The sequence below is a fragment of the Rhodohalobacter sp. genome, assembly GCF_041686455.1.
GTDB lineage: Bacteria > Bacteroidota > Rhodothermia > Balneolales > Balneolaceae > Rhodohalobacter.
This window is the reverse complement of sequence record NZ_JAWLDW010000210.1, coordinates 1-2,733: the sequence shown is the minus strand read 5'-3', so window position 1 is coordinate 2,733 and position 2,733 is coordinate 1. Positions and strand designations below refer to the sequence as shown.

General features: G+C 43.1%; 2 protein-coding genes. One reads left to right on the top strand and one right to left on the bottom strand.

The annotated features are described in order from the left end of the window. Positions 1-633 (bottom strand): mechanosensitive ion channel family protein (locus tag ACESM0_RS13635; RefSeq protein WP_372906753.1); only part of this gene is annotated, 633 nt, incomplete at its 3' end. Between the two features lie 211 nt (positions 634-844). Here ACESM0_RS13635 and ACESM0_RS13630 point away from each other — a divergent pair. Then, positions 845-2,203, top strand: a complete 1,359-nt coding sequence (locus ACESM0_RS13630) for an OFA family MFS transporter (RefSeq protein WP_372906752.1) — start codon at positions 845-847, stop codon at positions 2,201-2,203. The last annotated feature ends 530 nt before the right edge of the window (positions 2,204-2,733 follow it).

Genomic DNA, 2,733 nt, shown 5'->3' with positions numbered 1-2,733 from the left:
AACGGTATCCAAATCCGATCCATAAGATACGCCAACACTTACATCAAGCCGAAATTCGGGATCACCGTGTGAGTAGTTGATCACGTTACTGGATACAAATTCAGAGTTAGGAACAATGATAGATACTTTGTTTAGCGTTCGGATTTTAGTTGCCCGGATATTAATTTCAAGAACGTCACCCTCAATTCCCGCAACCCTTACCCGGTCTCCAATACTGATCGGACGTTCAAAAAGTACAATCAGACCGGATATGAAGTTTGATGTGATGTTCTGCAGTCCAAAACCGATACCAACGGATAGAAAACCGAAAATAACGGCAAGGCTACTGAGGTTTATTCCAATAAATTGAAAGGAGATCAACACACCTATGGTAACGATGATGTACTGAGATATCCTTGCAAGGGTGTACCGCAGACCAGACTCAATTTCAAACCGGGTCAAAACCCGACTCAGAAGTATTCCTTTAATGACCCTGCTGGCTATAATAAACGCGATCAGGAAAAGGATGAAGATGATTAAAGTAAGCAGACTTACCTTTGTCTCCTGAAGTGTAAAGAGTGTGGTTGTTAGAAGATCATGCGCAGAGCTGATGATCTCTGTGTAGGATTGCTCAAAGAAATTATCGTCTTCCATAAAACTTGATGGTAAAAATATTTGGATATCGGAATGAATGAAAATATAAAAATAGTATGCTAATGCAGAAGTTATAATTCCTATAAACTTTAGTTTTACAGATAAAAGAGTCGTTTGAATTCTTTATTTTTAAAAATATTTACTAAGATTCACGGGCAGTAACTATCATAACCATAACGGTTTAAAAGATTAAGACTAAAATATCATTCCATTGCACTCCTTTTTTGATCGAGAAAAAACTGTAGCAAAGCCCGGTTTTAGCCGATGGCTCATTCCACCAGCAGCCTTAGCTATTCACCTATCCATCGGACAGGTTTATGCATTCAGCGTTTTCAATCTGCCTTTATCTCAAATAATTGGAGTTACGGAGTCCGCACCGGGCGACTGGAAGCTAACGACAATTGGATGGATTTTTTCCATTGCCATCGTCTTTCTTGGTTTATCAGCGGCAGTGTTTGGCAAATGGCTTGAACGAGTGGGACCTCGAAAAGCGATGTTTGTTGCCGCCCTCTGTTTTAGCGGTGGATTTTTTGTCTCTTCACTTGGCGTTTACCTTCATCAGATCTGGATTGTCTATCTCGGCTACGGTGTGCTGGGTGGAATTGGCTTGGGTATCGGCTATATTTCTCCGGTCTCAACACTCATCAAATGGTTTCCGGATCGGCCGGGAATGGCCACGGGAATGGCTATTATGGGTTTTGGAGGTGGAGCTATGATTGGCTCACCTCTTGCCGTTGCTCTGCTCGACTATTTTTCCACGCCGGTTTCAGTTGGGGTTTCGGAGACGTTTCTGGTGATGGGAGCGGTATACTTTTCCCTCATGATGTTTGGAGTAATTACGGTTCGGATTCCTCCGAAAGATTGGAAACCTGAGGGATATGTCCCTTCAGAAAAATCCAGAAAACTCATTACCGATAATCACGTAAATGCCGACACTGCCCTGAAAACTCCACAGTTCTGGCTGCTATGGGTGATTCTCTGTGTGAATGTGACGGCAGGAATTGGCGTGCTGGGACAAGCTTCCCCGATGATTCAGGAGATGTTTGAGGGAATAATTACCGCTGAGGCTGCTGCCGGTTTTGTAGGGTTATTGAGCCTGTTTAACCTGGTGGGGCGATTTTTCTGGTCATCGCTCTCCGATAAAATTGGTCGCAAGACAGTCTATGCAATCTACTTTGGGCTGGGATTATTGATGTATACTCTCATACCCTCTCTTGGAAGATTGGATACGGCAATCTGGTTTGTGATCGGATTTGGGATCATTATGAGCATGTATGGAGGCGGGTTCTCAACGATTCCCGCATATCTCAGGGATTTGTTCGGGACTTACCAGGTAGGGGCAATACACGGTCGTTTATTAACGGCATGGTCAACAGCGGGAATTTTGGGCCCCGTTCTGGTGAACTACATTCGTGAAATTCAGATCAACGCCGGAGTAGATAAGGCAGAGGCATATACTGTCACCATGTACATTATGGCCGGACTGCTTCTAATTGGGCTAGTATGCAACTACCTGGTGAAAGAGGTAGATCCGAAGTATCACATGTTTAAAAAGACAGATGAGGAGTGAGCATGAAAGAGAGATCACAACAAGAAGTTGAAGAAACGCCGGTGATGAAGATTACCTTAGCCTGGTTGTTCGTGAGTATTCCCCTGATGTGGGGAATTTATCAGGTGGTCTTAAAATCGTTACCCCTTTTTACCGGCTCGTAGGAATCACGGATTAGCAATAGCCGGACTAATAAGTGAAGATTATAACCCGAAAGAAGTAATGCATATTATTGAATCCTTTCAGGATTCTGAGTGGCTTTGCTCGCCGTTACCCCGACTTGCAGTCGGGTCTAATTAGATTAGATCGCCATAGGCGATCGGATTTAGCCGGAGTAACCAATAAAAAGAGTTCAGCTTTAAATTTATTACAAGCATACTTTATTCTACTTAGCACCCAATCTAAGTGAGGTGCACAATATCAAATTTCTTCGTGATACTTAGGGGCTTCGAGCCTTTTATAAAAAAGAAAGTCAAGGATATACCTCTCCCGTGACGATTTTAACTCATTTTTGAGTTTTACGTCGCCCTGATCTATGGCAAATTCGTGGT